The organism is Kitasatospora sp. NPDC096128 (assembly GCF_040303105.1).
In the GTDB taxonomy this organism is placed as follows: Bacteria; Actinomycetota; Actinomycetes; order Streptomycetales; family Streptomycetaceae; genus Kitasatospora.
The window spans coordinates 15,795-42,099 of the sequence record NZ_JBEOSP010000024.1 but is presented as its reverse complement, the minus strand read 5'-3'; the positions used below and the strand labels follow the sequence as shown (position 1 = coordinate 42,099).

29 protein-coding genes are annotated in these 26,305 nt (G+C 71.9%); 6 read left to right on the top strand and 23 right to left on the bottom strand.

Annotation, left to right across the window (positions count from 1 at the left end; translation table 11 throughout):
- Positions 1-62: 62 nt before the first annotated feature.
- The 10 genes from ABTY61_RS25335 to hisC all read right to left on the bottom strand — a co-directional run bounded on the left by ABTY61_RS25335 (position 63) and on the right by hisC (position 8,590).
- Positions 63-911 carry a helix-turn-helix domain-containing protein gene (locus ABTY61_RS25335; protein ID WP_350507351.1) on the bottom strand — a complete coding sequence of 283 codons (849 nt, stop codon included), beginning with the start codon at positions 909-911 and terminating at the stop codon, positions 63-65.
- Positions 908-1,423 carry a DUF6879 family protein gene (locus ABTY61_RS25330; RefSeq protein ID WP_350507350.1) on the bottom strand — a complete coding sequence of 172 codons (516 nt, stop codon included), beginning with the start codon at positions 1,421-1,423 and terminating at the stop codon, positions 908-910. Before ABTY61_RS25330 ends, ABTY61_RS25335 begins: the two co-directional genes overlap by 4 nt.
- The gene (locus tag ABTY61_RS25325; protein ID WP_350507349.1) at positions 1,407-1,619 is read right to left on the bottom strand and encodes a hypothetical protein; all 213 of its coding nucleotides are present in this window, start codon (positions 1,617-1,619) and stop codon (positions 1,407-1,409) included. Before ABTY61_RS25325 ends, ABTY61_RS25330 begins: the two co-directional genes overlap by 17 nt.
- A 312-nt stretch (positions 1,620-1,931) precedes the next feature.
- Complete coding sequence (locus ABTY61_RS25320) at positions 1,932-2,441, bottom strand: GNAT family N-acetyltransferase (RefSeq protein ID WP_350507348.1); 510 nt, start codon at positions 2,439-2,441, stop codon at positions 1,932-1,934.
- A 43-nt stretch (positions 2,442-2,484) separates the two neighbouring features.
- Complete coding sequence (locus ABTY61_RS25315; RefSeq protein WP_350507347.1) at positions 2,485-2,907, bottom strand: hypothetical protein; 423 nt, start codon at positions 2,905-2,907, stop codon at positions 2,485-2,487.
- A 248-nt stretch (positions 2,908-3,155) separates the two neighbouring features.
- A complete protein-coding gene (locus tag ABTY61_RS25310) occupies positions 3,156-3,746 on the bottom strand; it encodes a hypothetical protein (protein WP_350507346.1) in 591 nt (196 codons plus the stop codon).
- 13 nt (positions 3,747-3,759) lie between these two features.
- On the bottom strand, positions 3,760-4,971 hold the full coding sequence (locus ABTY61_RS25305; RefSeq protein ID WP_350507345.1) for an ABC transporter permease: 1,212 nt from the start codon (positions 4,969-4,971) through the stop codon (positions 3,760-3,762).
- Positions 4,968-5,771 carry an ABC transporter ATP-binding protein gene (locus ABTY61_RS25300; protein WP_350507344.1) on the bottom strand — a complete coding sequence of 268 codons (804 nt, stop codon included), beginning with the start codon at positions 5,769-5,771 and terminating at the stop codon, positions 4,968-4,970. The genes ABTY61_RS25305 and ABTY61_RS25300 overlap by 4 nt, the downstream gene beginning before the upstream one ends.
- Before the next feature lie 2 nt (positions 5,772-5,773).
- Positions 5,774-7,156, bottom strand: coding sequence for an efflux RND transporter periplasmic adaptor subunit (locus ABTY61_RS25295; protein WP_350507343.1), 1,383 nt, complete (start codon positions 7,154-7,156; stop codon positions 5,774-5,776).
- A gap of 348 nt (positions 7,157-7,504) precedes the next feature.
- Positions 7,505-8,590 (bottom strand): histidinol-phosphate transaminase, encoded by a 1,086-nt coding sequence (hisC, locus tag ABTY61_RS25290; RefSeq protein ID WP_350507342.1) that lies wholly within the window; start codon positions 8,588-8,590, stop codon positions 7,505-7,507.
- Between the two features lie 357 nt (positions 8,591-8,947).
- Between hisC and ABTY61_RS25285 the strand changes: the two genes are divergently transcribed.
- From ABTY61_RS25285 to ABTY61_RS25275, 3 genes are all read left to right on the top strand, one after another.
- Positions 8,948-10,105 (top strand): LacI family DNA-binding transcriptional regulator, encoded by a 1,158-nt coding sequence (locus tag ABTY61_RS25285; RefSeq protein WP_350507341.1) that lies wholly within the window; start codon positions 8,948-8,950, stop codon positions 10,103-10,105.
- Positions 10,106-10,276: 171 nt separating this feature from the next.
- Positions 10,277-11,593, top strand: coding sequence for a metallophosphoesterase (locus ABTY61_RS25280; RefSeq protein ID WP_350507340.1), 1,317 nt, complete (start codon positions 10,277-10,279; stop codon positions 11,591-11,593).
- 351 nt (positions 11,594-11,944) lie between these two features.
- Positions 11,945-12,802 carry a hypothetical protein gene (locus ABTY61_RS25275; protein ID WP_350507339.1) on the top strand — a complete coding sequence of 286 codons (858 nt, stop codon included), beginning with the start codon at positions 11,945-11,947 and terminating at the stop codon, positions 12,800-12,802.
- A 186-nt stretch (positions 12,803-12,988) separates the two neighbouring features.
- Here the strand turns inward: ABTY61_RS25275 and ABTY61_RS25270 are convergent, their stop codons facing one another.
- Positions 12,989-13,918, bottom strand: coding sequence for a LysR family transcriptional regulator (locus ABTY61_RS25270; RefSeq protein WP_350507338.1), 930 nt, complete (start codon positions 13,916-13,918; stop codon positions 12,989-12,991).
- A gap of 124 nt (positions 13,919-14,042) precedes the next feature.
- Here ABTY61_RS25270 and ABTY61_RS25265 point away from each other — a divergent pair, with 124 nt between their 5' ends.
- On the top strand, positions 14,043-14,456 hold the full coding sequence (locus ABTY61_RS25265) for a VOC family protein (protein WP_350507434.1): 414 nt from the start codon (positions 14,043-14,045) through the stop codon (positions 14,454-14,456).
- A 155-nt stretch (positions 14,457-14,611) separates the two neighbouring features.
- Here ABTY61_RS25265 and ABTY61_RS25260 read toward each other — a convergent pair whose 3' ends face one another.
- The 7 genes from ABTY61_RS25260 to ABTY61_RS25230 form a co-directional block, all read right to left on the bottom strand.
- A complete protein-coding gene (locus tag ABTY61_RS25260) occupies positions 14,612-14,764 on the bottom strand; it encodes a thiamine biosynthesis protein ThiC (protein WP_350507337.1) in 153 nt (50 codons plus the stop codon).
- Positions 14,765-14,817: 53 nt separating this feature from the next.
- Complete coding sequence (locus tag ABTY61_RS25255; RefSeq protein ID WP_350507336.1) at positions 14,818-15,225, bottom strand: type II toxin-antitoxin system VapC family toxin; 408 nt, start codon at positions 15,223-15,225, stop codon at positions 14,818-14,820.
- Positions 15,222-15,452, bottom strand: coding sequence for a FitA-like ribbon-helix-helix domain-containing protein (locus ABTY61_RS25250; protein ID WP_350507335.1), 231 nt, complete (start codon positions 15,450-15,452; stop codon positions 15,222-15,224). The genes ABTY61_RS25255 and ABTY61_RS25250 overlap by 4 nt, the downstream gene beginning before the upstream one ends.
- A 120-nt stretch (positions 15,453-15,572) precedes the next feature.
- Positions 15,573-17,387 (bottom strand): phosphomethylpyrimidine synthase ThiC, encoded by a 1,815-nt coding sequence (gene thiC / locus ABTY61_RS25245; protein WP_350507334.1) that lies wholly within the window; start codon positions 17,385-17,387, stop codon positions 15,573-15,575.
- 286 nt (positions 17,388-17,673) lie between these two features.
- Positions 17,674-17,874 (bottom strand): DUF5326 family protein, encoded by a 201-nt coding sequence (locus ABTY61_RS25240; protein ID WP_350507333.1) that lies wholly within the window; start codon positions 17,872-17,874, stop codon positions 17,674-17,676.
- 183 nt (positions 17,875-18,057) lie between these two features.
- Positions 18,058-18,726: a thiaminase II gene (gene tenA / locus ABTY61_RS25235; protein ID WP_350507332.1), complete on the bottom strand. Its 669-nt coding sequence runs from the start codon at positions 18,724-18,726 to the stop codon at positions 18,058-18,060.
- 32 nt (positions 18,727-18,758) lie between these two features.
- Positions 18,759-19,076, bottom strand: coding sequence for a cupin domain-containing protein (locus ABTY61_RS25230; protein WP_350507331.1), 318 nt, complete (start codon positions 19,074-19,076; stop codon positions 18,759-18,761).
- Positions 19,077-19,231: 155 nt separating this feature from the next.
- Here ABTY61_RS25230 and ABTY61_RS25225 point away from each other — a divergent pair, with 155 nt between their 5' ends.
- On the top strand, positions 19,232-19,612 hold the full coding sequence (locus ABTY61_RS25225) for a phage holin family protein (RefSeq protein WP_350507330.1): 381 nt from the start codon (positions 19,232-19,234) through the stop codon (positions 19,610-19,612).
- A gap of 77 nt (positions 19,613-19,689) precedes the next feature.
- Here the strand turns inward: ABTY61_RS25225 and ABTY61_RS25220 are convergent, their stop codons facing one another.
- Positions 19,690-20,112: an SsgA family sporulation/cell division regulator gene (locus tag ABTY61_RS25220; RefSeq protein WP_502895432.1), complete on the bottom strand. Its 423-nt coding sequence runs from the start codon at positions 20,110-20,112 to the stop codon at positions 19,690-19,692.
- Between the two features lie 218 nt (positions 20,113-20,330).
- Here ABTY61_RS25220 and ABTY61_RS25215 point away from each other — a divergent pair, with 218 nt between their 5' ends.
- A complete protein-coding gene (locus tag ABTY61_RS25215; protein WP_350507329.1) occupies positions 20,331-20,873 on the top strand; it encodes an NUDIX domain-containing protein in 543 nt (180 codons plus the stop codon).
- 36 nt (positions 20,874-20,909) lie between these two features.
- Here ABTY61_RS25215 and ABTY61_RS25210 read toward each other — a convergent pair whose 3' ends face one another.
- The 4 genes from ABTY61_RS25210 to pdhA all read right to left on the bottom strand — a co-directional run bounded on the left by ABTY61_RS25210 (position 20,910) and on the right by pdhA (position 26,225).
- Positions 20,910-22,502: a globin domain-containing protein gene (locus tag ABTY61_RS25210; RefSeq protein ID WP_350507328.1), complete on the bottom strand. Its 1,593-nt coding sequence runs from the start codon at positions 22,500-22,502 to the stop codon at positions 20,910-20,912.
- A 254-nt stretch (positions 22,503-22,756) separates the two neighbouring features.
- The gene (locus tag ABTY61_RS25205) at positions 22,757-24,085 is read right to left on the bottom strand and encodes a dihydrolipoamide acetyltransferase family protein (protein WP_350507432.1); all 1,329 of its coding nucleotides are present in this window, start codon (positions 24,083-24,085) and stop codon (positions 22,757-22,759) included.
- Positions 24,085-25,086 carry an alpha-ketoacid dehydrogenase subunit beta gene (locus ABTY61_RS25200; RefSeq protein ID WP_350507327.1) on the bottom strand — a complete coding sequence of 334 codons (1,002 nt, stop codon included), beginning with the start codon at positions 25,084-25,086 and terminating at the stop codon, positions 24,085-24,087. Before ABTY61_RS25200 ends, ABTY61_RS25205 begins: the two co-directional genes overlap by 1 nt.
- Entirely contained in the window at positions 25,086-26,225 is a 1,140-nt protein-coding gene (gene pdhA, locus ABTY61_RS25195; protein WP_502895431.1) for a pyruvate dehydrogenase (acetyl-transferring) E1 component subunit alpha, read from the bottom strand. Before pdhA ends, ABTY61_RS25200 begins: the two co-directional genes overlap by 1 nt.
- Between the last annotated feature and the right edge of the window lie 80 nt (positions 26,226-26,305).

Genomic DNA, 26,305 nt, shown 5'->3' with positions numbered 1-26,305 from the left:
GACCAGCGAGGAGCACATTACGAGAATTCCGGGAAACCGCACCATGATATTCCCGAAATCGATTAAAGATCTCGGGGTTTTCCTCGATGGCGCCCCGCCCACTCACGCAGCCGGACACGGGCGTCATCACCGAACAGCGCACGATCTTCGAACATTGCGAAGATCTCACGATAGTGCAGGACGTCCCGAGAGTCCCTGAACACCATGCGCCCGGTGAACGACTCCATGGTGACGAGGCGGTCGTCATACATCGTGAACGTGTTCATCGGGCCACGGGTGAGAAGTGTTCCATACGGGATCACACCGATCCGAACAGCCGGAAGATGGGAGAGGGATGCCAGGAAGTCTATTTGAACCGCCATTGCCGGGGGTGGAATCAGGGCCCAGTTCACCGCCTGCTCCGTGAGCAGGAACGTGAACGACTTCGATTCGTCGTAGAGCACCGCCTGGCGCTCCAGCTTCCGGCTGGTGACAGCCGTCTTGTCGCCGGGAGAATGGCTCAGGCTCGCCCGGATGTACTCGGGCGTCGCCAGCAGGCCGGTGATCATCGCCGGCAGGAAGTACCGCAGTTCCGTCGCGTCCGCCTCCAGCGACGACAGCTCGGCCTGACGCTTCTCGACCCCCCGCCGCCATGAAGCACGCTTGTCCTGCCATTCGGTGTTCGCGATCCGCGCCAGCGCGGAAACCTCCTGGAGGAGCGTGGCGGACACTCCGAGCGCCCTGAGGATGAGCTCCACGTCAACCAGGGTCGGAGTCACTCTTCCGGTCTCGATCTTGCTGATCTTGCTCTGGGAGATACCACAGCGCGCCGAAAGCCGGTCTCCTGTGAGACCGGCTTCCAGGCGGAGCCTCCTCAACGCTTCAGCCAGCTCCGACTTCGATCTGCCGAGCTGGTCGGGGTCGAGCGTCACCCATGCTCTTTCAGGTACTCCACGAACGGGACGGAATGCTCCAGGGCGATTTCCTTCCAATTCTGATACTGGCGCAGGTCACCAATGACCAGCTCCCGATTGATCTGGGTGCCGTCCGGACGGAAATTGAGGCGGACCGCCGAGGAGCCGTCGAACAGCCACCAGTCCTGGTTCGGAAGACCGAAGTCCTGATCCGTCGCGTCCAGGATTCGAATGTCCTCTCCCGCCTCGATGTTCCCGGGGATTCCCCAGGCGAACTGGTACCGCTGATAGTCCGTCAGGGGCCGACGGACCACCCGCACTCGCCCGATCGCACGCCCCGCGGAGACGAAGCCGCGCACCCGCTGGTGCCACGCCGCGTTGTGATCGGCCGGCTTCGGTTCCCCGCGCAGGAACCGCGAGAGGCCCTCGAACTCCTTCGGCATCGCGTAGGCGGGCTGCACTTCAAGGCGAAAGGCTTCACGCCGGTACCCGTCGAAGTGCGCCCGCCACTGCTCACCATCCAAGAGCACGAACGGCCTCCTCCAGGACATGCCGCGGGATCTCGACGGCAGACTCCCCGGTCGGCACCTTCAGCCCCGCGAAGTGGTCGCCCTGGATCACGAAGGTCTCACGGTCGGTGGCGTACACATTGGGGCAGTCGTCGTCATCACAGGTCGGACCGTTGAACTTGCCTGTGAGCCTGGTCAGTTGCGGCTGCTCGGCCATGCGCCCCCCTCTCAGGTCGGGCACTTCCCCATCTGCTGCCGACGACGCTAGGACAGCGGGCCGACCCCTGTCCACGCCGCACCGTGCGTATTCCTGACCTGGAATGAAGAACCTTCCCCAGTAGCCGATACGTTCGAGTGTCGGGCCATTGACAGCGCCTACGAGAAGATCTTCGGCGGGGAGGTCTGGACGGACGAGGAGACCGCGGCCGTGCGCGAACTCCTCCGGGCCGGGCTGGACCTCTGGGAGCAGGCCGTGCGTGAGTCCGTCACCGGCGGGTCCTGAGCGGAGTTCCGATGCCCCGGGTGCAGGTCAGCCGACGGGGCGTTGCATCAGGACGGTGTCGATCCAGCGGCCGTGCTTGTGGCCGACGGCGGTGAGCCGGCCGGCCTCGGTGAAGCCGAAGCGGCGGTGGAGGGCGGCCGAGGCGTCGGAGCCGGTGTCGGCGATGACGGCGATGATCCGGCGCACGTGGGTCGTGGCGCAGGCCTCCAGCAGGGCTTCCAGCAGGGCGGCGCCGAGGCCTCGACCGGTGTGGCCGGGCGCGAGGTAGATGGAGTCCTCGGCGCTGTGCCGGTAGGCGGGCTTGGGGCGCCAGGGAGCCGCGTACGCGTAGCCGGCGACTTCGCCGTCCACCTCGGCGACCAGGAAGGGCAGCCCCTGGGCGGTGAGGTCGTCCAGCCGCTGCTGCCAGGTGGCGAGGGGCGGCGGGGTCTCGTCGAAGGTGGCCACGGTGCGGCGTACGTAGTGCTCGTAGATCGCGGCCACCGCGTCGAGGTCGGCCGCCGCCGCCGGGCGGATCACTGGCTCCATGGCAGTCATGCCGGGGAGTGTAGGAGGCCGGGTCCCCGGGCGGGACGTGGGCCTACTGCTTGGGGAAGGCAGTGGCCATGGCCTTGGTGCGGGTGAGGAAGGCGATGGGGAGGACGGCCAGGGCGGAGAGCCCCTGGAGGACGGCGTACCAGGCCGGGCAGACACCGGGGATGAGGTCGACGCCGAGAACGGCGATCGGCATCACGGTGGAGACGGCCCGGATGCGGTCGAAGGCCTTGTACTCACCGCCGGCCGCGCGGTCGGTGATGCGCAGGAGCACCGGGGCCAGGGCCGGGAGGATGGCCCCGCGGATCCACATGAACGGGGTGGTCGCGTGCCCGCTGAACGCCATCACCGCGACGGTCGCCAGGGTGATCGCGCCGATCGCGCCGAACAGCGTGATGCACTTCTTCGCAGTCGAAAAGGTCTCGTCCGTACGGGAGTTGCCGAGGTTCGCCGTCGCCGTGATCGCCATTGTTCCGTCCTCCGTGTCGTGGTGAGTACGAATCTACGGAGACGGCGGTCAAGCCGACACGGGTCTGCCCCCACAGCCCGGGTGGGGCTGGACCCACCCGGCGTGCGAAGTACGTCGATGCGTTCCGGAGGCACGGTGAACGGGAAGTCCGCCGACGAGAACCTCGGCAGATGAGCTCGCGTTCCCCGGCAGCGCTTCGCCCCGCTGGACGAGTCCGGCGGGGCGAAGCGGCGTCCGTCGGCTCCGGGTCAGCCGCCGGACGGGTTCCTTGGGGCACCACCGCCGAAGCCCCCGCCACCGCCACCACCGAAGCCGCCCGTGGCGGCCCCCTCGACGAGCTGGGTGGCGTTGTACCCGCCGCTGGAGTCGGGCGTGCCGACGACGGTCACGCTCTGGCCGGGCTGGAGGTCGGCGACCTTGCCCTCCTTGTTGAGCTGGACCTTGGTCGAGTCCCCCGTCGTCACCTTGATCGTGGTGCCGCCGGCGTCGGTCAGGTACACCGTCGAGCCGTCGACGGCCTTCACCGTGCCCCGCGTGAAGCCGCCCTGGCCTCCGCCGCCACCCTGGCCCTGCCCAGCCCGCCGGCCGCCGGCGCCCTGCCCGTACCCGCCCGTAGCCGCAGCCGCAGCCCGGGCAGCGGGCTTGGCACCGGAGGAGGTCCCATCCTGCCCCTGCTGGTACCAGACCCCACCCGCAAAAGCCCCCGTGGCGATCACGCCGCCCGCGAGGACCAGCGACAGCCACGGCAGCTTCCGCCGCGGCGGCGCCGCCAGCTCCGCGCTCACGTCCCGCGCGTCCGGCGGGGTGGCCAGCAGGGCGACCTGTTCGTCGTGCTCCATCGAAGAAGTGCTCCTACTCGTGCCGGAGGGCGTCGATCGGCCGCAGCGAGGCGGCCCGGTTGGCGGGGTAGCTGCCGAAGAACAGCCCGATGGCGACGGCGATGCCGAAGGCGCCCAGCACGGACTCGGGGATGACCACCGGCTTGATGCCGACGATGCTGAAGTGCGAGCCGACGATCCCCGCTGCCACGCCCAACCCGGCGCCGATCACCGACAGCAGCGTCGACTCGGTGAGGAACTGCCCGAGGATCACGGCCCGGGGTGCGCCGAGCGCCTTGCGGATGCCGATCTCCCGGGTCCGCTCGGTCACCGTCACCAGCATGATGTTGGTGATCCCGATCCCGCCGACCAGCAGCGAGATCGCCGCCACCGCGCCGAGCAGCACGGTGAAGGTCTTCGTCGTGCTCTCCCGAGCGGTGAGCAGCGAAGCCTGGTTGGTGATCCGGAAGTCCGCCTTCGTCGGGTCGACGATCGCGTGCGTCCCGAGCAGCACCCGGGTGATCTCGCTCTGCGCCGCCGTCGTCGTATCGGCGGACGAAGCCTGCACCAGGATCTGGTTGACCGCCCCGAACCCGGTGAACGCGTTCTGCACGGTCGGCAACGGTGCGATCACCACGTCGTCCGGGTCGGTGAACCCGCTGCCGCCCTTGGCGGCCAGCACGCCCACCACCGTGAACGGCGTCCCGCCGAGCACGATCTTCTTCCCGACCGGGTCCTCGGTGTCGAACAGCTGCTTGGCCGTCGTGGCACCGAGCACCGCGACCTTCCGCGACCCGAGCACATCGTCGTTGGTGAAGTAATCCCCGTGCCCGACCTTCTGGTTGGCGGTCTCGAAGTACGCGGGGTACGTGCCCACCACCGACCCGGGGCTGTACGAGACGTTCCCGTACAGCGCCGTCGCACTCGTCGTGACCACCGGCGCGACGGACTTGACCGCCGACGAATCGGCTTCGCTCGCCAGCGCCTTGGCGTCGGCGACCGTCAGCTTCTTCACCGAGGCGGTGGCCCGCGAGCCGCCGGCCGCCGAACCGGCACTGACCGTCAGCGAGTTGGTGCCGAGCGAGGTGATCGAGTCCTTGACCGCCCGGGAGGAACCGTTGCCCACCGCGAGCAGCAGGATCACCGAGGCGACACCGATCAGCACCCCCAGCATGGTGAGCGCGGAGCGCACCTTGTTGGCGGCCAGGCCGCCGACCGCGAAGCGGAGCGTCTGCCAGAGGATCACGCCGACACCCCCGCCCGGTGCAGGGCGGGCGGAGGCCCGTCGACCGGCGCCTGCCGGACGTCGCTGACGATCTGCCCGTCGACCAGGCGCAGCACCCGCTTGGCGTGCCGGGCGACCTCGTCCTCGTGGGTGATCAGCACGACCGTGCGGCCGGTGGCGTTGAGCCCGTCGATCAGGCCCAGCACCTCCTCCGTGGAGCGGCTGTCCAGGTTGCCGGTCGGCTCGTCGGCCAGCAGCATCGCGGGCGCGGTGACCAGTGCCCGCGCCACCGCGACGCGCTGCTGCTGGCCGCCGGAGAGCTGGTTGGGCTTGTGCCCGGCCCGCTCGCCGAGGCCGACGAGCGACAGCGCGGCCATCGCCCGCCGCCGGCGTTCGGCGGCGCGGACGCCCGCGTAGGCGAGCGGCAGCTCGACCTGGGCGAGGGCGGTGGTGCGCGGCACCAGGTTGAAGGACTGGAAGACGAAGCCGATCCTGCGGTTGCGGACCAGCGCGAGCTGCTGCTCGTCGAGGTGGCCGACGTCGGTGCCGTCCAGCAGGTAGCGGCCGGAGGTGGGGGTGTCGAGGCAGCCGAGGATGTTCATCAGGGTGGACTTCCCGGAGCCCGAACTGCCCATCACCGCAACGTAGTCGCCCTGCGCGATGTCCAGGTCGACGCCGGCCGGCTCGTCCGTCCCGGGCCGGGAGGGGCCGCGCAGGGCGTGCACGGTGGCGTCGCCGTGCCCGTACGACTTGGTGAGCCGGCTGATCCGGATCACCGGCACGGGGTGCGCGGGGACGCGCTTGTCGATGACGTGCTGCATGCTCAGCCCTTACCGCCCCGGCCGCCGGCACCCGCACCGCCGGCACCGGCACCGCCGCCGACACCGCCCGGGATGCCGACGGCACCGCCGTTGCCGCCCCGGCCGCCCCCGCCGCCCAGGCCCGGGAAGGAGCCGTTCGGGAAGCCGTTGGTGCCGCTGGTGGTGGGGAGTTGGACCTTGTCGCCCGCCTGGAGCCCGGAGACCACCTGCACCGTGCTGTCGCCCTCGACGCCCACGCCGACGTCGACCCGATCGGTGCTGCCGTCGGTGTGCACCACTGTGGCGGTGCGCGAGGCCCCGGTGCCGGAGAGCGCCGAGGTCGGCAGCGAGAGCGCGTTGTCCGCCTCGCCGGTGATCACCTGGACGGTCGCGCTGAGGCCCGTGCGCAGGGTGCTGGTGTCCCCGTTGAGCTGCAAGGTGGCCGCGTACTGGACGGCGGAGGAGCCGGCCGCACCGCTCCCGCTGCTCGACGGCAGTGAACTGACCGACAGGACGGTCGCGTTGAGCTTGGTGTCGGACTGGGCGTTCAGCGTGACGGTGGCCGCCTCGCCCTTCTTGAGCTTGAGCGAGTCCAGCTCGGAGAAGTTGGCGGTGACCTGCATCCCGGTCGGGTTGGTCAGCACGATGAAGCCGCTCGGAGTGCCCGAACCGGCGCTGCTGCCAGTGGACTTGGCGGAGGAGGACGACGACCCGGAGGCAGTGGCCCCGACGGTGTCCCCGACCTTCGCCGAGACCGAGGCGACCGTCCCGTCCACCGAGGCGGTGAGCGTCGTCCCGGCCAGCGCCGCCTGGGCGTTGGTGAGGCTGGTCTGCGCGGCGGTGACCTGCTGCTGGGCCTGGGCCACGGCCGCGTCGTCGACCTTGGTGGTGGTGATGGTGGTGGTCTGCGGGGCGGGCGTACTGCTCCCGCCCGCCCCGCGACCCCCACCGGAACCGCTGCCGCCGCTCGCCGGGGGTGTGGCCCCGGGCAGCGGTTCGGTGGTCGTGGTGGTGACTCCGGCCTGCGCCTTGGTGAGGTTGGCGTTCGCCGTGGTGAGGGCCGACTGGGCGGCGTCCACCTGCTGCTGGGCCGCCGTGGTGTCGACCGTCGCCAGCACCTGGCCCTTCTTGACGGCGTCGCCGACCGCGACCTTGACCGCGGTGAGCCGGCCCCCGGTGGTGAAGTCCTGGGCCGCGTCGGTCGGGGAGGCCAGCGTGCCGGTTCCGGACACGGTGGCCAGGATCGTCCCCTTGGTGACGGTCGCGGTCCGGGCGACCGGCTTGGCCGCGGCCGTGCCGCCGCTGCCGTCGACCGTGGTGTACACCAGGGCCGCACCGCCCAGCAGGGCCACGCCGAGCGCGGAGTTGACGAGGACGGCACCTCGCCGCCGTGGGAGCACCTTCATGGCGCACAGCTTCGCCGGGCGCTCTTGCGCTGCCCTGGGCACCGGCTGGGAGAAGACTGACCGGCCGGATCCGGACATCACGCTCATACCAACCAGCCCGTGCGGGCGGCTTGGCCGGGCCGTGGGCGGTCGTTGGCCGAACTCCCAGCGTCCTCCCAGCGATCCCCGGCCATCCGGGAGGGCTTCCTCAGACGGCCCTCAGACGGCCCTCGGACGGCCCTCAGCCGGCCCCCACACAGCCGGGCCGGAAGACGGCCGGTCCCCGGAGACGCCGCAGGGGCGCACCCCGACTCCTCGAACCCAAGGACCGGAGCGCACCCCTACGAACCGAAGAGCCTCGCCCGGACCTCAGCCGTCGATCTCCTTGCGGAAGGCCTCCGCCACCGCCAGGAAGATCGAGTTGCCCTCGGCCTCGCCGATCGAGATCCGCACGCCCTCCGGGAACGGCCGGACCATCACCCCGGCCGCCGCGCAGGCCGCGGCGAAGTCCTGCGAGCGCTCGCCGAGCCCGAGCCAGACGAAGTTGGCCTGCGAGTCCGGGATGTCCCAGCCCTGGGCGCGCAGCCCGGCGACGACCCGGGCGCGCTCCCCGACCAGCGCCTCGACCCGCTCCAGCAGCGCCTCCTCGGCGCGCAGCGAGGCGACGGCGGCGTCCTGGGCGAGCTGGCTGACGCCGAACGGGACGGCGGTCTTGCGCAGCGCGTTGGCGACCGGCTCGTGGGCGATCGCGAAGCCGACCCGCAGACCGGCCAGGCCGTAGGCCTTGGAGAAGGTGCGCAGCACGCAGACGTTGGGGCGGTCGCGGTAGAGGTCGATGCCGTTGGGCACCTCGGCGTCGCGGATGAACTCGATGTACGCCTCGTCGACGACGATCAGGACGTCGCCGGGGACGGCGTCCAGGAAGCGCTCCAGCTCGGCGCGGTGGATCACGTTGCCGGTGGGGTTGTTGGGGTTGCAGACGAAGATCAGCCGGGTGGCCGGGGTGACGGCGGCGAGCATCGCGTCCAGGTCGTGGTCGCCGTTCGCCTTGAGCGGGACCGGGACGGGCGTGGCACCGGCGACCTGGGTGATGATCGGGTAGGCCTCGAAGGAGCGCCAGGCGAAGATCACCTCGTCGCCCGGGCCGGCGGTGGCGAGCAGCAGTGACTGGGCGACGCCGACCGAGCCGGTGCCGAGGGCGATGTGCTCGGCGGGCACGCCGAAGCGTTCGGCCAGGACGGCGGTCAGCTCGCTGACGCCCATGTCCGGGTAGCGGTTGAACGAGCCGGCCGCCGCGACCGCCGCCTCCAGGACGCCGGGCAGCGGGTCGTTCGGGTTCTCGTTCGAGGACAGCTTGTAGGCGTCGGCACCGGCCGGCTTGCCGGGCTTGTAGGTGGGGATGCCGTCCAGGCTCGGGCGCAGGCGCGGGCCCTGGGCTGAGGTACCACTGCTCACGGTCGTACTCCTTCGTCTTCTCTGCCGGTCCGCCCGCCCTCGTACGGTCGGGATCGCCGCCGTACCGCGGGACCTGGCTCCGCCCCGGGGATTCTCGGAACGCGCCCGGACCACCCCGGTCGGGTGCCTTGCACGATACCGACCGCCCTCACCCGTAGGAGTGAGATGCCCGGACGGGTGACAGGCGCAGATCAGCCATTCTGCCCGGTTCCTTTGGCACATGTCAGAGGTAAGTCGGCTGGTTTCGGGAGGGTATCGAAGGGGCGCACCCCGGCTCACTCTTGGAGAAACGTATCTCCGAAGGCTCCCGATGCGCCGGTCACAGACCCTTGTCAGGAGCCATACGATCGGTCCGCCATGACAGCAGCAGCCAACCAGAGCGGTCGGCGTCCTACCACCTCACGGCGTCTGGAGCGGGCCGGCATCCGGGATGTGGCAGCAGCCGCCGGAGTGTCGATCACCACCGTCTCCGATGCGCTGAACGGTAAGGGCCGCCTGCCCGACGAGACCCGCAGCCGGGTGCGCGAGGTCGCCGAGCGCCTCGGCTACCGCCCCTCGGCGGCAGCCCGCACCCTGCGCACCGGACGGTCCGGCCTGATCGGGCTGACCGTCACGACGTACGGCGAAGAACCCTTCACCTTCACCGAGTTCGCCTACTTCGCCGAGATGGCCCGGGCCGCCACCAGCGCCGCCCTCGGCCGCGGCTACGCGCTGGTGGTGCTGCCCGCCTCCTCCCGCCACGACGTCTGGGGCAACATCGCCCTGGACGGCACCGTGGTGATCGACCCGCCCGACCAGGACCCGCTGGTCAGCGAGCTGTACCGGTCCGGCGTGCCGGTGGTCAGCGACGGCAAGCCGGGCAACTGCCCGGTCACCGCCTGGGTCGACAACGACCACGAGGCCGCGGTGCTCGGCATCCTCGACCACCTCTCCGAGGCCGGCGCCCGCCGGATCGGCCTGCTCACCGGCACCAGCACCGACACCTACACCCGGCTCTCCACCGAGGCCTACCTCGCCTGGTGCACCAAGGTCGGCCAGGAGCCGGTGTACGAGGCCTACCCCGCGCACGACCCGGCCTCCGGCGCCGTCGCCGCCGACCGGCTGCTCGCCCGCCCGGACCGCCCGGACGCGGTGTACGGCCTGTTCGACCCCAACGGCACCGACCTGCTGGCCGCCGCCCGCCGGTACGGCCTGCGGGTGCCGGACGACCTGCTGCTGGTCTGCTGCAGCGAGAGCGACGTCTACGCGACCACCGAGCCGCCGATCACCACCCTCTCGCTCAAACCGCGCAAGATCGGCACGACCGTGGTCAACCTCCTCATCGACGCCATCGAGGGGGTCGACTCCGGGACGGGCGTGGACATCGCCCGGCTCTTCCCGCCGCGCTTCCGCACCGCCGGCAACGGCCCGCCCCCGGGCACCCTGATGCCGACCGAACTGATCGTCCGCGCCTCCTCGCAGCGTCGCAGTCCGCGCACCACCATCAGCCCGCCGCGTGCCCCGGGCGAGGTGTAGCGCAGCGGGCGGGAGGGCGACGAACAACCGCCGGTACGTCCACGAAAAACCCACGAGACCCTACCGAGCCGGGGCAAAACGGACCCAGCGGGACCGCCCGGCTGACGCTCCGGAGGATTGGATACCCACCAGGTGACGACGGCGGGAGAGTGGTCTTCCTATGATGGGCGAATGACACCCGAGGACCGCTTCCCCGGACCTGAGCACCCCCACTCAGGCCCCCGCCACCAGCCGGACCTCGACGTGCTGCCGTACGGCACCTACTACGAACCCGAGCCCGCCCCGGGCTACCAGGGCACCCCGTACGAAGCGGAGACCTACAGCGGCTACGGCGGCGCCCGCTACCTGGAACAGCACTGGCCCGACGGCCAGGGCCACGGCCACACCGTCCACGCCCAGGGGCCCGGCCAGGACCAGGGGCACCCCCAGGGCCACGGCCAGGTCGGCTACGAGGGCGGCTACGACCCCCAGGAGCACGGCGGCTACGAGCCCCAGGACCACCCCGGCTACGAGCCCACCCTGCCCGACCAGCCCTCCCCGGCCCTCCAGCTCGGCGACCTCGGCGACCAGCGCGGCGACCAGCTCACCGACCGCGACGACCCGCCGACCATCGAGCTCGGCCCGCCGCTGCCCGACCCCTCCGCGCCGACCTACCCGTACCCGGCCCCCGGCCCCGGCGAGCCCCCCGGCCCGGTCTACGTCGTCGGCGACGTGCACGGCTACCTCGAGGAGCTGCGCGCGGAACTCCACCACCAGGGCCTGATCGACGACGGCGGCCACTGGTCGGCCGGCCGCGCCCGGATCTGGTTCCTCGGCGACTTCACCGACCGCGGCCCGGACGGCATCGGCGTGATCGACCTGGTCATGCAGCTCGCCGCCGAGGCGGCCGCGGCCGGCGGCTACTGCCGCGCCCTGATGGGCAATCACGAACTGCTCTTCCTCGGCGCCGCCAAGTACGGCGACGAGCCCGTCCAGTCCACCGCCGGCACCGCCTCCTTCCTCGCCGCCTGGCGGCTCAACGGCGGCCAGCAGAACGACCTGGACCGGCTGGAGGCCCACCACATCAGCTGGCTCTCCCGGCTGCCCGCCATGGGGCTGGAGGACGGGCACCTGCTGCTGCACTCCGACACCACCGCGTACCTGGAGTACGGCGAGTCCATCCCCGACGTCAACGACGCGGTGCACAGCCTGCTCGCCGACGGCAGCGTGGACGAGTGGTGGGACTGCTTCCGCCGTTTCACCAAGCGCTTCGCCTTCCGCGGCGACGCCGGCCCGACGGCCGTCCACGAGCTGCTCGACACCTTCGGCGGCGCCCGGATCGTGCACGGGCACAGCCCGATCCCGTACCTCACCGGCGCGGTGCACGCGGACGACGGGCAGCCGCCGCACATCCCGGGGCCGTACGTGTACGCGGACGACCTGGCCGTGGCGATGGACGGCGGGGTCACCATGGAGGGCCGGCTGCTGGTCGCGCGACTGCCGATCTGACGGACTGACTGACGGACTGCCCGATCTGACGTACTGACGTACTGACGTACTGACGTACTGACAATCGTCTCAGCCTTGCCGGGTGCCCCTGATATCACGTCACTCGATGGCACCACTGGAACATTTGTTCCCGGCGCTCGCGCCCCCGCACGCGCGCGGCCCAGGGCGCGAAATTCCGGAAACCGACTGTCAGCACGGGCACACCCGCCCCTACCATGAGGCACACCACACCCGGCCGCCCGTCCGGCGGCCCGCCTCCGCGCCCGCCCCGGCGTCCTGAGGGTGTCCCGCGTCCTCGATGCGGCCCCGCGTCCTCGCCGCCGGGCCGGGGTCCGCATGAACGGGGTCCCCATGTCCAACCCCCCGCCGCTGCTCGCCGAGGACCGCCCGGAGTACGAGCGCCTCCTCGGCGAAGCCCTGCGCGATCGCACCGTCCTCACCGCCCTGCGCGCCCCCGGCGCGCTCAGCACCGACCAGCTCCGCATCCTCGCCCTGCGCGACGCCGACACCGTCAACACGGCCGCCGCCGCCGAGTACGCCCACTACACCGCGCTGCGCGAGAACCTGCGCGCCACGCCCCCGCCGCCGGCCGACGTCGAACCGTACGCCCCCGGCCTGCTCAGCCAGCTGCGGTCCGCCAACGGCGGCGCCGGGCTGTTCCCCGTCCTCACCGTGCTCACCCCGATCCTCGCCTGGGCCGCCGCACTCGTCCTGCTGCTCGTCGGCTACCTGATGCGCGCCGCCGGCTCCCGCCTCGTCCTCGCCCGCTCGATGGTCACCGCCGGCTGGGTGGCCCTGGCCGCCGGGGTCGCCGCCATGGCCGTCGGCGTCATCGGCCTGCTGCTCACCGCCTTACGCGACGGCGCCGCCGCCGTCCCGGCCGGGACCGACCCCGAGCTGGCCGCCGAACTCGCCGCCGCCCGCGCGCAGTGGCGCGCCGCCCTGCGCGATCACGGCCTGCTGCCGTACCTTCACGGCCAGCTGCCCGCCGTCGCCGGTCGCCCGGCCCCCGGGTTCACCAGCCCGGACTACGCCGGCCCCGACTTCACCAGCCCCGGCTACAGCCCGCCGGCCTTCACCAGCCCCGGCCCCGACGGCATCACCGACCCCAGCGGCCGCAGCCCCCGCCCCGCCGCCTTCACCCCGCCCGACTTCACCGGCCCCGGATACACCCCGCCCGACTTCACCGGCCCGGACGAGGTCGGCTGACCCGGCCTCCCGAACCACTGCCCACGACCACTGCCCACGACCACTGCCCCACCGGGCCGGGTTCACCGAACTCCCCGCCGACAGCCGGCAGTTCCTCGTCCTCCCCCCGCGGACCCCGCGACCGCCGCCCACCTCCAGCAGCCGACCCAACCGTGCCCGGCCCGCCTCCGCGCGATCTCCTGGCCCTCACCCGCCCGTTCGCCCGGCGCCGGCGGCCACCTCGGCCGCCGCCCGCACGAACTCGCGGACCCGCTCGGTGCTGTTGCCCGGCAGCCAGACCGGCCCGCGTTCGATCGGCGGGGCGTCGTGGATCGGGACGTAGGCGAGGTCGGGACGCGGGTAGTACTGGCGGCAGTGCAGGCCGACCGGGAGAACACCGCGGCCCATGGCGACCAGGCTGAGCATCTCGGAGAACGTCCCGCCGGACGGGCCCTTGGGGACGGGACGGCCGGACGGGGTGCGGTCGGGGGTGCGGTCGCGCTTGAACCCGACCGAGGTCACCGCCGGGTACTGCACCACCGGGTGGTCCCCCAGCACTTCGAGCGACACCGAGGCCTCGGCGGCCAGCGGGTGCCCGGCCGGCACCGCCAGGGCGCGCTGCTCGGTGAGCAGGACGGGGCCGATCGCCATGCCGTCGAAGGGGTAGGAGGCGACCAGGATGTCGATCGAGCCGTCCTCCAGGCTGGAGCGGGAGTTGGAGAGCTGCACCTCCCGCACGTCCACCCGGCAGTCCGGGTGCCGCTCGCCGAACAGCGCGACCGCCCTGAGCAGCACCGGCGCCGTCCACTCGCCGAGGAACGCGACCCGCAGCTCACCGGTCACCCCGCGGCCGGCGTCCACCGCCCGGCGCAGCGCCTCCTCCATCGCGGCCACCACCGGGGCGAGGTCCCCGGCCAGCTGACGCCCGACCGGGGTGAGCCGGACGGATCGGCTGGTCCGCTCGAACAGCGGTGCGCCGACCCGGCGTTCCAGCTTCTGCACCACCTGGCTGACCCGGCCGGTGGTCAGGCCCAGCCGCTCGGCGGTCCGGCCGAAGTGCAGTTCCTCCACGAGGGCGAGGAAGACCTCGATCTCCAGCCGCTCCAGCATGCCGCCCCACCCCTTCGCACCACGCATCGGTTAGCACGCATCGTTTAGTCCGACTCAACGATCGTACGGCGATCCGTCGTTGATGATCACCTCGGGTCGGAGGATCGTGGAACCCGCCACCAAGCGAACCACCAGCAAGGAGCCGATCACCATGCGCGTCGTCGCCCTCGACCACCTGGTCCTCAACGTCGCCGACATCGAGCGGTCGCTCGCCTTCTACACCGGCCTGCTCGGCCTCCAGCCCGTCCGGGTCGACGAGTGGCGGGCCGGCAAGGTCTCCTTCCCCTCCGTCCGGGTCAACGGCGCGACGATCATCGACCTCCTCCACCGCCCCCGCCACGAGTCCAACGTCGACCACATCTGCCTCGTCGTCGAGCCCCTCGACTGGCAGGAGGTCGTCGACTCCGGCGTCTTCACCGTCCTCGACGGCCCGGGCCCCCGCTTCGGCGCCCGCGGCACCGCCACCTCCCTCTACGTCCAGGACCCGGACGGCAACACCGTCGAACTCCGCTGGTACCCCCAGGACGCGGCCGACGCGGCCGGCGCCGCCGACACCGTCGGCTGAAAGAGCAGGGTGCCGCCCCGGACCCTCGGGGGAGGACCGGGACGGCACCCGCAGGGCGGCGGCCTCAGCTCTGGGCGGCGAGGTGCTCGACCGGGCGGTCGAGCTGGAGTCGAGGCCCGCCTCGGCCCTGCATGCCGGCCGGTGCCTCGGCCCCGTCAGTCGGCCAGTGGCAGGTACACCCGGTTGCCCTGGGCCGCGAACTCCTCGGACTTGGCCTGCATGCCGGCCAGCGCCTCGGCGTCGAAGTCGCTGGAGACGGCGGTGGAGCCGTCACCGTGCTCGTCGCGGATCTTCTGGTTGATCTTCATCGAGCAGAAGATCAATCAAGGCACCACTACGAAGATACGAAGAGTCGCGTCGGTCAGCGCTGGATCGAGGAGAAGACCTCGATCTCGCACTTTGCCGCGCCACTGCGCTTGATCCTCGCGTCGCTGGTGATCAGTGGTACGCCCAGGGCTTCTGCCAGAGCGACGTACTGGGAGTCGTAGGCGCTGAGGTTGGCGTTCAGCTTCTTCACACGGTCCCAGAAGGGAAAGGTCTCGCGCTTGGCGATGGGAAGCACCCGGTACGCGGCGACCGCCCTCTCCATCTCCTTCTCGGTCAACTTGCCGCCACGATGCATGCCGAGGAGGGCCGACTGGATCTCGTAGTCCAGGAGGATGGGCGCGTACACGTCCCCCGCCTCGGACACCCGACCGCGGACGAGCATTCCGTCGGAACCCTGAGCCGTGAGAGCCAGGACGAGCGCGGAGCAGTCAATGACGATCAACGTCCGGCTCGCCCCTCATCGATGGCAGCGAGGACATCCGCCGCACTGACGTCGGCGGTGGTCTCCCGGTCGAGCCGCGCCATCATCTCCGCCATCGTGGGCTTGGACGCCTCCCTGGCGATCAAGTCCTGCATGAACGCCTGCAGTGACTTGCCTGCCTGAGCTGCGCGGACCTTCAGGGTCTGGATCTGGTCGTCCGGGACGTCCCGGATCGTGAGGGCAGTCATGTCTGCATTCTAGCTCCACTATCTGCAAAATGCAGATAGTGGAGCTCATTCGGAGCAGGCACAACGAAGCGCCGCCCCGAGACGCAAGAGCTCTCGGGGCGGCGTCCCGGGTGTGGTGGATCAGTCGGCCAGCGGCAGGTAGACCCGGTTGCCCTGGGCGGCGAACTCCTCGGACTTGGCCTGCATACCGGCCAGCGCCTCGGCGTCGAACTCGGTGTTGACGGCGCTGGAACCGTCACCGTGCTCGTCGCGGATCTTCTGGCTGATCTTCATCGAGCAGAACTTCGGGCCGCACATCGAGCAGAAGTGGGCCGTCTTGGCGGGTTCGGCGGGGAGGGTCTCGTCGTGGAACTCGCGGGCGGTCTCCGGGTCGAGGGCCAGGTTGAACTGGTCCTCCCAGCGGAACTCGAAGCGGGCGTCGGAGAGGGCGTCGTCCCAGGCCTGGGCGCCGGGGTGGCCCTTGGCGAGGTCGGCGGCATGGGCGGCGATCTTGTAGGTGATCACGCCGGTCTTGACGTCGTCCCGGTTGGGCAGGCCCAGGTGCTCCTTGGGCGTGACGTAGCAGAGCATCGCAGTGCCCCACCAGGCGATCATCGCGGCGCCGATGCCCGAGGTGATGTGGTCGTAGCCGGGGGCGACGTCGGTGGTGAGGGGGCCGAGGGTGTAGAACGGCGCCTCGTCGCAGATCTCCTTCTGGAGATCCATGTTCTCCTTGATCTTGTTCATCGGGACGTGGCCCGGGCCCTCGATCATCACCTGGACGTCGCGCTCGCGGGCGATCCGGCCGAGCTCGCCGAGGGTCTGCAGTTCGGCGAACTGGGCCTCGTCGTTGGCGTCGGCGATGGAGCCGGGGCGCAGGCCGTCACCCAGCGAGAAGGTGACGTCGTAGGAGGCGAGGATGTCGCAGAGTTCCTCGAAGTTGGTGTAGAGGAAGTTCTCCTGGTGGTGCGCCAGGCACCAGGCGGCCATGATCGAGCCGCCGCGCGAGACGATGCCGGTCTTGCGGCGCGCGGTGAGCGGGACGTACCGCAGCAGCACGCCGGCGTGGACGGTCATGTAGTCGACGCCCTGCTCGCACTGCTCGATGATGGTGTCCCGGTAGACCTCCCAGCTCAGCTCCTCGGCCCTGCCGTCGACCTTCTCCAGGGCCTGGTAGAGCGGCACGGTGCCGATCGGCACGGGGGAGTTGCGCAGGATCCACTCGCGGGTGGTGTGGATGTTGCGGCCGGTGGAGAGGTCCATGACGGTGTCGGCGCCCCAGCGGGTGGCCCAGGTCATCTTCTCCACCTCCTCCTCGATCGAGGAGGTGACGGCGGAGTTGCCGATGTTGGCGTTGATCTTCACCAGGAAGTTGGTGCCGATGACGGCCGGCTCCACCTCGGGGTGGTTCACGTTGACCGGGATGACGGCGCGGCCGCGGGCCACCTCGTCCCGGACGAACTCCGGCTCCAGTCCTTCGCGAAGCGCCACGAACTCCATCTCCGGCGTCACCACGCCCCGCTTGGCGTAAGCGAGTTGGGTGACGGCGGCGCCACCGCGGCCGCGCAGCGGGCGGCGCGGGCGGCCGGGGAAGACGGCGTCGAGGTTGCGCAGGTTGCCGCCGCGCGGGGAGGTGTGCTTGATCCCGTCGTCCTCGGGGCGCGCCTCGCGGCCGTCGTACTCCTCGACGTCGCCGCGCTGGCGGATCCAGGAGTCGCGCAGGGCGGGCAGGCCGCGCCGCACGTCGGGCTCGTACGCCGGGTCGGTGTACGGGCCGGAGGTGTCGTACAGCGGGACGGTCCGGCCGTTGGTGAGCTGCACCTCGCGGTACGGGACCCGCAGGTCGGGGCGGGATCCGTCGCGGTAGGCCTTGCGCCAGGCCGGGGTCGGGTAGCCCGTGCGCTCGCTGCTGGGGGCGCTCTGGGCAGACTGCGGCTGTGCGTCGAACGTGGTCATCTGACCTCTACTCCCTACGCCGGCATTACCCGGTCCAGGTTCCTGCGGTCGACGCAGCCGTCGGTCCGTCCGTCGACGGTCCGGTCAGCGCCCTCTCAGCCCGGTGCTCCGAGCTCCCGCGTCGCAGGCGGTGTTGCCTGCACATGACGCCCAACACGGTAGCGAGCCGATCGCCGCAGGTCCAGACGGTCTCCGAACGGAACCGGCGGGGAAAAGGCCGAGGCCCGGCCCCCGCGGACGGGGTACCGGGCCTCCGGGAGTGCTCCGCGCGGCGCGCGGAGCGGGGTCAGCCCTTGGCGGCCTTCTTGACCAGGATCACCACGGCGGCGGCGATGCCGACGACCACCAGCAGCTTGATGACGATGCTCAGCAGGGCGCCGACCACGCCGAACACGAAGGCGATGATGTTCCAGGCCAGCACCAGGACCAGCACCGGGATGACGATGTTGCGCACCCAGGAGGGCAGCGACTTCCAGAGCTCAGCCATGTCGGTTCCTCTTCTCCCCTCGGGTCGGCCGCCGTCCGGTAACCGCATCCCGCTTGCTTTCGATGCTTCGATCGTACGGGGGCGCGGGCGCCGTAACGAGGGCCAACGGCCCGGAGAGAACCCCTAGATCACCCCGATCCGACCCCCCGGGAAGACCCCCGAGAAACGGCGGGGGGTGCCGGGTCAGACGGGCCAGCGCTCCCCGCGCCAGGCGGCGTCCCAGAACATCCACTCGTACCGCGAGGTGGTCCCGAAGTGCTCGACCACCCGGCGGCGTTCGGCCGCCGAGAGCTCCTCGCCGAGCCGGTCGGTGAGCGCCAGCACCCGGCGGACCACGGACTGGAAGGCCTCGTCGCCGTAGGTGGCGATCCACTTGGCGTACAGCGGGTCGGGGGAGCCCTGGGCGAGCAGCGCCTCGCCGACCCGGGCGTAGATCCAGTAGCAGGGCAGCACCGCGCCGAGCGCCTCGGCGAAGGACCCGCCGTAGACGGTGGCCAGCAGGTAGCTGGTGTAGGCGCGGGTGGTCGGCAGCACCGGCTCGGCGGCGGCCTCGTCGGCGGTGCCGCCGAACGCGGTCAGGAACTCGGCGTGCATGCCCTGCTCGGCGGCGAGCGCGCCGACCGCGTCGTCGGCGAAGGCCCGGACGTCCGCCTCGCCGGGGGCCTTGGCGGCGCAGACGGCGAGGGCACGGGCGTAGTCGCGCAGGTAGTGTGAGTCCTGGACGACGAAGTGGCGGAAGGCCTCGCGCGGCAGGGTGCCGTCGGTGAGGCCGCCGATGAAGGGGTGGGCGAGGATCTCGGCGTAGATCGGCTCGATCGACGCCCAGAGCTCGTCGGTGAGGCTACGGGTCATGCGAACGACCATAACGACCACGGGGCCGGTCCTCAGTCCTCCGGCGGGGAGAACACCACCAGCACCCGCAGTTCCTCGGTGATGTGGTGGAACCGGTGCGGGGTGCCGGCCGGGACGTACACCACGGTGCCCCGCCCGACGGTCGTGGTCTCGGCACCGACGGTCAACTCCGCGCGGCCGCTGATCACCTGGTAGATCTCGTCCTGGTCGTGCGCGGTCTGGGTGTCGGTGTCGCCGGGGGCGAGCGCGTACAGTCCGGCGGACATCCGCGGTTCGCGCAGGAACCGCAGGTACGCACCATCGTTGGCCGCCCGCTCGGCGTCCAGTTCGTCCAGCCGGAACACCTTCACCGCTGCCGTCCTCCTTCGTCCGTCATCACCGCCGCGGCCGCCGGGCCCCCGCCCGTCGGCTCCGCCCCGTCCACCTCCAGGACCAGGGGCATTCAACACCAACTCGTCCGGCGGGAGCTTCCCCCGCGGCGGGGCGCCTGTCAGGCTTGGGCGGCATGAAGGGTTTCGTCATCAAAACACTGATCAACGCGGCGGCCATCTGGGTCGCCGCCTGGATCGTCAGCGGCATCCAACTCGCCGAGGGCAAGGCCGACTGGCAGCACAAGGCGCTGACGGTGCTCGGCGTCGCCGTGGTGTTCGGCCTCATCAACTGGCTGATCAAGCCGGTGGTGAAGCTGTTCTCCCTCCCGTTGTTCATCCTCACGCTGGGGCTGATCACCTTCGTGATCAACGCCCTGATGCTGCTGCTCACCTCGTGGGCGTCCACCAGGCTGGAGTTGGACTTCCACGTGTCCACCTTCGGCTCGGCGCTGGTGGGTTCACTGATCATCAGCCTGGTCTCCTGGGGCCTGCACCTGGCCCTGGACGACGACTGAACCCGTCGTGCGCGGTGACGCACGCGGCCGTGGAAGGGGCCCGTGCCCGGGTGGTCCACCGGGTACGGGCCCCTTCGTCACCCCGCGTCGCACCCCCGGAGGATGTCCGCGAGCTCGGCGTCGAGCTCCTTGCCGGTGAGCTCCTGCCCCATCGCCACCAGTCGGTCGGTCCGCGCCAGGAAGGCGATCAGCGGCGCCGACGGGGCGTGCAGCACCGCGTCCCCGTTGGGGCAGCGCAGCGCGATGCGGACCTCCGGGGGCTCCCCGCCGACCGGGTGGATGTGCACGTCGCCCTCGCCGGACGGGGCGCTGAGGCCGTCCAGCAGCAGTTCGCGCGCGAAGACCCAGGTGACCGGGGCGTCACCGGGCAGGTGGAAGGCGAACCGGACCGCGTACGGATCGTCGGCCTCGTACGCCAGGTCCACCACGATGCTGAAGGACAGCTCGGGCGAGACCACGAGGTTCATCACCAGGTGCCCCTGGACTGTGCTGTGCTGCATGGCGCCAGTACCTCATGCTTTCGACGGTTTTGGGCAGGCAGTCCACGTTCAGCCCTCATCGTCCCTGTTCGGGGATGAAGTGGACAAGGTGTGCGTTTCTCCGATGGTGAACGCCGCAGGCGGGTGAACGGGGGCGGCGTTTCGACCCTTTCCCGGGGTTTCGACCGTTTCCCTCCGCGGGGAGACTCCCGCACAACGCTCCAGCCCCGGAGGTCGCCATGGGCCCCGCCAACCGAACCCCGCCGCTGCGCCCGGTGGTCAAACGGACCGCGCGGGCGATCCTGCTGGAGCTGGACCCGGACGACCCGCACGGCCCGGCCTCGATCGTGCTGATCCGGCGGGTCCGGCCCGGGGCGCCGCACCCGTACTGGATCACCCCGGGCGGCGGGGTCGAGCGCGAGGACCGCACGGTGGTCGAGGCGCTGCACCGCGAGGTGGACGAGGAGCTGGGCGGCAAGGTCGTGGACGTGGTGCCCGCCTTCGTCGACACCATCAGCCACACCCACCACGACGACGGCACCCTGCTGCACCCCCACGGGGTCAAGGTCCAGCACTTCTTCGTCTGCCGGCTGGCCTCGATGGACCTCAGCCGACGGCACGGGCCGGAGGTGACAGAGCCGAACGGCGAGTACGAGGTGGTCCGGCTGCCGTTCACCCGCGAGGGCGTGACCTCGGTGAACGTCGTCCCGCCCCGGCTCCGGGCGTACCTCGCGGCCAACATCGAGGGCATCCGCGCGCTCCTCGCACCCGACCTGGGCTGACCGGCCGGGCCCGGCCCGGCCCCTGTCCTGCGCGCGCTATCCCGCCGCCAGTTCGCCGACCAGGTCGTGCCGGATCCGCTCGGCCGGCAGGCCCGCCCGCAGCAGCACCCCGACACCGCGCCGGATCATCGCGGGCGGGCCGCTGAGCACCGCCTCCCGACCGTCCCACGGGCCGAACCGGCCCACCACCTCGGGCAGTTCGCCGGTCAGCACGCCCTCGGCCGGCCCGGTGCCGGACAGCACCGGCCGTACCGTCAACCGGGGCAGCCGCCCGGCCAGCTCGCGCAGCCCGTCCAGCTCGTACAACTCGGCCACGCTGCGGGCCCCGTAGAACACCTCGACGCTGCGGCCGGAGGTGCCGTACTCGGCGGCCTCCTCGACCAGGGCGCGGATCGGCGCGATGCCGGTGCCGCCGCCGAGACAGAGCAGGTCGGCGCCGGAGGCGTGGTCGAGGGTCATCTCGCCGGTCGCCGGGCCCAGCCGCAGCACGTCGCCGGGGGCGGCCCGGTGCACCAGCGCGTTGCTCACCCAGCCCGCCTGGACGGCCTTGACGTGGAAGGTCAGCAGCCCGTCCGGCCGGGGCGCGGAGGCGAAGGAGTAGTGTCGCCAGACCCGCGGCCACCAGGGCGTCTCCAGGCTGCAGTACTGTCCGGCCCGGAACGGGTAGGCCTGGTCGGGGCGCACGGTGAGCACCGCGACGTCCCGGGTGCGCTGCTCGTGCCGGACCACCTCGCCCTGCCACCAGGGCGGCGAGGTGCGGGCGGCCTCCTCGGCGGCCTCGATCATGATGGTGGAGATCAGCCGGTAGGCGCGCCGCCAGGCCAGTTCGGTCGCCGCGTCCCAGCGGCTGCCCGCGTACCGGGCCAGCGCCTGCACCAGGCACTCGCCGACCGGGGCGTAGTGCCCGGTCAGGGTGCCGTAACGGCGGTGGCCGCGGCCGAGCGCGCTCAGCCGGGTGCGCAGCGCGGCCGGGTCCTCGGCGCCGCGGGCGGCGGCCAGCAGGGCGCGGAACAGCCGGTCGCGCTGGACGTCCATGGCGGCGGGGAAGAGCGAGCGGACCTCGGGGTGGTGCAGGAAGAGCAGGGCGTAGAAGTGCGCGGTGGCCCGGTCGGCGACCGGTTCGACGAGCGCGAGGCTGTCCCGGATCAGCTCGATGTCCCTTGCGGTGAGCGGGAGTTCGATGCCGTCGGTACTCGACACGACGGCACCCGACACGACGGCACCCGGCACGACGGCGGGCGGCGCGGACGGCATGGGCGGGGTGTGCTGGTCGGCCGGCGTCGACGCCCAGGCGTTGCTCCAACTGTCTCCCGGGCCAGCCCAGTTGAGGCCGGGCGCGTCGGTGAACAGGGGCTGGAAGGCGGGCGAGGTGCCGGTGGTCGAGGGCGCCTGCGGGTAACTGGGCGCGGGGACGGCCGGCGGCTCGACGGGCGGTGGCGGGATCACCGGGGGCACCGGCGCCGGCGGCGGGAGGTCGGGCGGGTCCAGCGGCATCGGCGGCCGGACGGACCGGGCCTCCTCCGTCGCCACCGCCACGGGTTCGGGCGGCGACTGCGGCAGGCCCGGGACGGAGGCGGCCCCCGCCGAGCCGTGCCCGGTGCGGATCAGGAGTGTTCTGCGGGACTTCACCGCTACGTTTCGAGTACCCAAGAGAATCGTTTCGCCTCCGGCCGGCCTGCGCCACCACCTGGCTTGTCTCTGCTGACGCCTAGGCAGCGTGGCACGCCCGAACTGCTCATCCGACAAATCGCGGGAAGCCCGGACACCCGGCCCGGGAACGCGCTACTCTCACTCGATCGGCGGTCGCCCTGAGTGCCGAACAGCACACCCAGGGCGACCCCGCCCTGCTCGGAGCGGTCCCACCCCGGCCCGCTCCGGCCTGCTCACAGCTGCCGCAGCAGCATCCCCGGCTGCTCGACACAGTCCGCCACGAACCGCAGGAACCCGCCCGCCGTCCCGCCGTCGCAGACCCGGTGGTCGAAGGTGAACGACAGCTGGGTCACCTCCCGCACCGCCAACTCCCCGCCGTGGACCCAGGGTTTGGCCACGATCCGGCCGACCCCGAGCATCGCCGCCTCGGGGTGGTTGAGGATCGGGGTCGAGCCGTCCACGCCGAACACCCCGTAGTTGTTCAACGTGAATGTGCCACCGGTCAGTTCGGCCGGGGTCAGCGAACCGGCCCGCGCCGACTCGGTCAACCGGCCCAGCTCCGAGCCGAGTTGCTCGGTGCTGCGGGCGTGCGCGTCCCGGACCACCGGGACGACCAGCCCGCGCTCGCCCTGCGCGGCGAAGCCCAGGTGCACCGCCGAATGCCGGACGATGCCCGAACCATCCTCGGTCACACTGGAGTTGAGCTCGGGGAAGCGCGCCAGCGCGACCGTGCAGATCCGTGCCAGCAGCGCCAGCACGCTCACCTTGGGGCCCGGGCTGGCATTCAACTGCCGCCTCAGCGCCATCAGTTCGGTGGCATCCGCATCGACCCAGCAGGTCGCGGCCGGGATCTCCCGGTGGCTGCGGCTGAGCTTCTCGGCCACCGCCTTGCGCAGCCCGCGCAGCGGGACGACCTCGTCCGGCCCGGCCGGGGCCGCCACCGCGGCGGTGACCGCAGCAGTGACCGGAGCCGCCACCTTCGCCGCGACCGCCCGTTCGACGTCCGCCCGCATGATCAGCCCGTCCGGCCCGCTCCCGGCGAGCGCGGTCAGGTCGACCCCCTGCTCCCGGGCCAACCGCCGCACCAGCGGCGAGATCACCGGCACCACGACCGGAACCGCGGGCGCCGCCGGAGCCGCGGCGACGGCAACCGGAGCGACGGGAACAACCGGAGCAACCGGAGCGGCCGCACCGACCCGGCGCCGCCGCCCGCCCTTGCTCTCCAGCACCCCGTACCCGACCAACGGCCGCTCGACCTCGGCAACAGCGGCAACAGCGGCAGGAACGGCGGGCACCCCGTCGCCCGCACCTCCGGCCGAGGCCACCGCGACCGTCACCAGCGGCGCGCCCACGGCGATCTCCTCGCCCTCCGCGCCGTACCGCGCGGTGACCACCCCGCCGTACGGGCAGGGCACCTCCACCACGGCCTTGGCCGTCTCCACCTCCACCACCGGCTGGTCGACCGCGATCACCTCGCCGACCTCGACCATCCAGCGCACCACCTCCGCCCCGGTGAGTCCCTCACCGAGGTCGGGCAGCCGGAACTCCCGTACGACGGGCATCATCCTCGGTCCTCCCACTGCAGTCGGGCGACCGCGTCCAGGATCCGGTCCACCCCGGGCAGGTGGTGGTGCTCCAGCATCGGCGGCGGGTACGGGATGTCGAAGCCGGTGACCCGCAGCACGGGCGCGGCCAGGTGGTGGAAGCAGCGCTCGGTGACCCGGGCGGCGATCTCCGCGCCGGTGCCGCCGAAGCCGCTGGCCTCGTGCACCACCACGGCCCGGCCGATCGAGCGCACCACCCGGGTGACCGTCTCGTCGTCGAAGGGCACGAGCGTGCGCAGGTCGAGCACCGCGAGGTCCCAGCCCTCGGCCCGCGCGGCCTCGGCCGCCTCCAGGCAGACCGGCAGCGAGGGACCGTAGGTGATCAGCACGGCGGAGGTGCCGGGGCGCCGGAGCACGGCCCGGCCGATCGGCTCGACCGGCACGGCCCGGTCGAACTCGGCCTTGCCCCAGTAGAGCCGCTTGGGCTCCAGGAAGACCACCGGGTCGTCGGAGGCGATCGAGGCGCGCAGCAGCCCGTAGGCGTCGGCGACCGTCCCCGGGGTGACCACGTGCAGGCCCGGGGTGCTGGTGTAGTACGCCTCGGAGGCGTCGCTGTGGTGCTCGACACCGCCGATGCCGCCGCCGTACGGGATGCGCACGGTGATCGGCAGCGGGAGCTTGCCCGAGGTGCGGTTGCGCATCTTGGCGACGTGCGAGAACAGCTGCTCCAGCGCCGGGTAGGCGAAGGCGTCGAACTGCATCTCGACCACCGGGCGCAGCCCGTACATCGCCATGCCGATCGCGGTGCCGAGGATGCCGGCCTCGGCGAGCGGGGTGTCCAGGCAGCGGTCGGGGCCGAACTCGGCGGTGAGCCCGTCGGTGATCCGGAAGACGCCGCCGAGCGCGCCGACGTCCTCGCCGAGCACGTGGACGGTGGGGTCCTCGCGCAGGGCGTCCCGCAGCGCGGAGTTGAGCGCCTGCGCCATGCTGGCGGTACCGGAGGAGACTGCGGTGGACATCAGTGCTGCACCTCGGCTTCGGCGGCCAGCTCGGCGGACAACTGGGCGGCCTGCTCCCGCAGTTGCTGGGTGGGCTCGGCGTAGACGTGGGCGAACAGCGTCATCGGGTCGAGCTCCGGGTCGGCGTGGAACTCGGCCCGCATCCGGGCCGCCAGCGCCTCCGCCTCGTCGGCCGCATCCTGGACCAACTCGTCGTCCAGCAGCCCGAGTTCGCGCAGCGCGCGGTCCATCAGCAGGATCGGGTCGTGCTCCCGCCAGGCGTCCACCTCGGGCTCGGTGCGGTAGCGGGTGGCGTCGTCGGCGTTGGTGTGGGCCTCGATCCGGTAGGTGAGGGCCTCGACCAGGGTCGGGCCGTCACCGGCCCGGGCGCGCTCGACCGCCTCGGTGAGCACCGAGTGCAGGGCGGGCGCGTCGTTGCCGTCGACCAGCCGGCCCGGCATGCCGTAACCGACCGCCTTGTGGGCCAGGGTGGGTGCGGCGGACTGGGCGCTGAGCGGGACGGAGATCGCGTAGCCGTTGTTCTGCACCAGGAAGACCACCGGCGCCCGCAGCACGGCGGCGAAGTTCAGCGCCTCGTGGAAGTCGCCCTCGCTGGTGCCGCCGTCGCCGAGCATGGCCATCGCGACCACCGGTTCGCCGCGCAGCCGGGCGGCGTGCGCCAGTCCGACGGCGTGCGGGGCCTGGGTGCCGAGCGGGGTGCAGAGCGGGGCGGTCCGGCTGGCGCGGGGGTCGTAGCCGGTGTGGGCGTTGCCGCGCAGCAGGGTCAGCGCCTCCAGCGGGTCGACCCCGCGGGAGACCACGGCGAGGGTGTCGCGGTAGCTGGGGAACAGCCAGTCGCGCTCGCCGAGCACCAGCGCGGCGGCGACCTGGCAGGCCTCCTGCCCGGTGGAGGCCGGGTAGACGGCGAGGCGGCCCTGCTTGGTCAGGGTGGTGGCCTGCTGGTTGTAGCGCCGGCCGACGACGAGTCGCCGGTAGAGCTCGCGCAGCAGCGCCGGGTCGTGCTTCTCCAGCGCGGGGGTGCCGAGCACCCGGACGGGGGAGACGTCCGGGAGGAGGGGGGCCGGGTCGGTGCGCGGGGCGGTCGCCCCGGGCATCCAGCCCGGCACTCCCGTGTGGTGTCTGTGGTCGAGAACGGTCATCTCGGGGCACCTCCAGGGGTGGCGGGGGCTCCCTACCGATTGTTCGGTCGTCTGTTCATCTTGACCAGAAGCGTGACAAG

Bases quoted from the DNA above. Each gene is read 5' to 3' on its own strand.
- ABTY61_RS25260 (WP_350507337.1), bottom strand. From the start codon at position 14,764: ATGAAGATCAACCAGAAGATCCGCGACGAGCACGGTGACGGCTCCACC.
- ABTY61_RS25270 (WP_350507338.1), bottom strand. From the start codon at position 13,918: ATGCGTGGTGCGAAGGGGTGGGGCGGCATGCTGGAGCGGCTGGAGATC.
- ABTY61_RS25295 (WP_350507343.1), bottom strand. From the start codon at position 7,156: ATGAAGGTGCTCCCACGGCGGCGAGGTGCCGTCCTCGTCAACTCCGCG.
- ABTY61_RS25205 (WP_350507432.1), bottom strand. From the start codon at position 24,085: ATGCCCGTCGTACGGGAGTTCCGGCTGCCCGACCTCGGTGAGGGACTC.
- pdhA (WP_502895431.1), bottom strand. From the start codon at position 26,225: ATGACCGTTCTCGACCACAGACACCACACGGGAGTGCCGGGCTGGATG.
- ABTY61_RS25310 (WP_350507346.1), bottom strand. From the start codon at position 3,746: ATGGAGCACGACGAACAGGTCGCCCTGCTGGCCACCCCGCCGGACGCG.
- ABTY61_RS25315 (WP_350507347.1), bottom strand. From the start codon at position 2,907: ATGGCGATCACGGCGACGGCGAACCTCGGCAACTCCCGTACGGACGAG.
- ABTY61_RS25225 (WP_350507330.1), top strand. From the start codon at position 19,232: ATGAAGGGTTTCGTCATCAAAACACTGATCAACGCGGCGGCCATCTGG.
- tenA (WP_350507332.1), bottom strand. From the start codon at position 18,726: ATGACCCGTAGCCTCACCGACGAGCTCTGGGCGTCGATCGAGCCGATC.
- thiC (WP_350507334.1), bottom strand. From the start codon at position 17,387: ATGACCACGTTCGACGCACAGCCGCAGTCTGCCCAGAGCGCCCCCAGC.
- ABTY61_RS25240 (WP_350507333.1), bottom strand. From the start codon at position 17,874: ATGGCTGAGCTCTGGAAGTCGCTGCCCTCCTGGGTGCGCAACATCGTC.
- ABTY61_RS25215 (WP_350507329.1), top strand. From the start codon at position 20,331: ATGGGCCCCGCCAACCGAACCCCGCCGCTGCGCCCGGTGGTCAAACGG.
- ABTY61_RS25320 (WP_350507348.1), bottom strand. From the start codon at position 2,441: ATGACTGCCATGGAGCCAGTGATCCGCCCGGCGGCGGCGGCCGACCTC.
- ABTY61_RS25250 (WP_350507335.1), bottom strand. From the start codon at position 15,452: ATGACTGCCCTCACGATCCGGGACGTCCCGGACGACCAGATCCAGACC.
- ABTY61_RS25300 (WP_350507344.1), bottom strand. From the start codon at position 5,771: ATGCAGCACGTCATCGACAAGCGCGTCCCCGCGCACCCCGTGCCGGTG.
- ABTY61_RS25325 (WP_350507349.1), bottom strand. From the start codon at position 1,619: ATGGCCGAGCAGCCGCAACTGACCAGGCTCACAGGCAAGTTCAACGGT.
- ABTY61_RS25200 (WP_350507327.1), bottom strand. From the start codon at position 25,086: ATGTCCACCGCAGTCTCCTCCGGTACCGCCAGCATGGCGCAGGCGCTC.
- ABTY61_RS25285 (WP_350507341.1), top strand. From the start codon at position 8,948: ATGACAGCAGCAGCCAACCAGAGCGGTCGGCGTCCTACCACCTCACGG.
- ABTY61_RS25275 (WP_350507339.1), top strand. From the start codon at position 11,945: ATGTCCAACCCCCCGCCGCTGCTCGCCGAGGACCGCCCGGAGTACGAG.
- ABTY61_RS25220 (WP_502895432.1), bottom strand. From the start codon at position 20,112: ATGCAGCACAGCACAGTCCAGGGGCACCTGGTGATGAACCTCGTGGTC.
- ABTY61_RS25265 (WP_350507434.1), top strand. From the start codon at position 14,043: ATGCGCGTCGTCGCCCTCGACCACCTGGTCCTCAACGTCGCCGACATC.
- ABTY61_RS25280 (WP_350507340.1), top strand. From the start codon at position 10,277: ATGACACCCGAGGACCGCTTCCCCGGACCTGAGCACCCCCACTCAGGC.